This is a genomic window from Brucella sp. 22210, from assembly GCF_052045675.1.
Classification (GTDB): Bacteria; Pseudomonadota; Alphaproteobacteria; order Rhizobiales; family Rhizobiaceae; genus Brucella.
This window is the reverse complement of the sequence record NZ_JBQEPD010000153.1, coordinates 1-618: the sequence shown is the minus strand read 5'-3', so window position 1 is coordinate 618 and position 618 is coordinate 1. Positions and strand designations below refer to the sequence as shown.

Here is a 618-nt window from a genome sequence, read left to right as displayed (position 1 = left end):
TCGCCACGCGCTACGACAAGAACCCGTACAATTTCCTCGCTGCTGTCAAACTGATCGCTGTCAGCATCTGGTGCATCAGTTTATGAGTCTACGCTCTAGCGAGCTGCTCGATGTTAGGATAAAGATCATTGTGCGAAAGCGGAGCAAGACGATGGCTGACGATCCCCGTCAGAATGTTCGCATTCACGCCTCCGAAGCATCCGAATACATCAATCCTGGACTGCGCGAATATATTCTCAGGGTCTGCAACTTCATGGCCTGCGCTCTCATCGTCAGCGGACTGACAGCCTACCTTGCTGCTCAGGCAGGATTCTATGAGCAGATTGCAAGAACCCCGCTGATCTGAGTCGTTATGCTGGCGCCGCTGGCAGCGGTCCTGTTTCTAAGCCCCGCATCAAACGAATAAGCGAGGCTGCCGCCCAACTGAGATTCTGGCTTCTAGCAATCCTAATGGGACTGTCACTTTCGGGTATATTCTTGGTCTACACAGGCGCGAGCATTTGGTCTGCCCCCTGTAAAGTGATCCTTCATGAAGTATGGCTTTTGAGCCTCAGAAGGATATTGAAATGGCAGCGAAAAGACACAAGGCAGAAGAGATCGTCACGAAGCTCCGTCAGG

1 protein-coding gene and 1 pseudogene are annotated in these 618 nt (G+C 52.1%); both read left to right on the top strand.

What is annotated here, in order from left to right; all coding sequences use genetic code 11:
- Positions 1–86: pseudogene (locus ACTJKP_RS27105) on the top strand (IS5/IS1182 family transposase); the annotation flags it as partial.
- Positions 87–151: 65 nt separating this feature from the next.
- Positions 152–346, top strand: a complete 195-nt coding sequence (locus ACTJKP_RS27100) for a hypothetical protein (RefSeq protein ID WP_440632864.1) — start codon at positions 152–154, stop codon at positions 344–346.
- Positions 347–618 lie beyond the last annotated feature (272 nt).

What these genes read in the sequence shown, in the direction of transcription:
- ACTJKP_RS27100 (WP_440632864.1), top strand. Translation starts at nt 152, where the DNA reads ATGGCTGACGATCCCCGTCAGAATGTTCGCATTCACGCCTCCGAAGCA.